Annotated in this window: 2 protein-coding genes; one reads left to right on the forward strand and one right to left on the reverse strand. The window is 66.3% G+C overall.

Going from position 1 to position 772, the window contains the following annotated elements:
- A partial coding sequence (locus A5698_RS22430) for an ATP-dependent DNA ligase (RefSeq protein ID WP_156670856.1) occupies positions 1-578 on the reverse strand: 578 nt, incomplete at its 3' end.
- Between the two features lie 93 nt (positions 579-671).
- Between A5698_RS22430 and A5698_RS29620 the strand changes: the two genes are divergently transcribed.
- Positions 672-772, forward strand: a 101-nt coding sequence (locus tag A5698_RS29620) for a hypothetical protein (protein ID WP_231967337.1), incomplete at its 3' end; no start/stop codon positions are given.

The raw sequence follows: 772 nt of genomic DNA on the forward strand, positions 1-772 counted from the left end.
ATCACGCGCCTGTCCGGCTGATAGGTCAGGTCCAAAGGTTTTGCGATCACGCCGTCGAGGCCCGCGCCCTCGAACTCGTCGAACCACCGGTGTGCCGTCGCGAGGTCGGTCGTCACCGGGGTGACCTGGAATTTCGTGCCCGCGCCCGAAAGCGCGTCGACGAGTGCGTTGCGGCGTTCCTCGAAAGGCCTTTGGGTGTAATCGATGTCGTCTCGCGCGAGCAGATCGAACGCGATGAAGGCCGCGGGTGTCTTCTCGGCCAGCATCCGGACCCGCGAGTCGGCGGGGTGGATGCGTTGTTGCAGGGCCTCGAAGTCGAGGCCATGGCCGGCGGCGACGACGATCTCGCCGTCGATGACGCAGCGTCCGGGTAGCTCCGTCCTCGCGGCCTCGACCAGTTCGGGGAAGTAGCGGGTCAGCGGGCGTTCGTTGCGGCTGCCGAACTCGACCTCATCGCCGTCGCGGAAGCAGATCGACCGGAAGCCGTCCCACTTCGGTTCGTAGGACGCGTCCGCGGGAATCGACGCCACCGATTTGGCCAGCATCGGCTTCACCGGCGGCGTTACGGGAAGGTCCACCCCGCCCATTATTGCGTCCACGCCACTTCTGACCGTCGACACCGGGAAATGTCATCGCCGGTTCAGCGCGGACGGCACTGCGACAATGGCCGAATGCGCCTGCCCGTGATGCCGCCGGTGAAGCCGATGCTGGCCAAATCGGTGGCGTCGATTCCCGCGGACGCGTCCTACGAACCGAAGTGGGACGGCTTCCG

This window comes from Mycobacterium sp. E136, from assembly GCF_001666865.1.
Lineage (GTDB): Bacteria > Actinomycetota > Actinomycetes > Mycobacteriales > Mycobacteriaceae > Mycobacterium.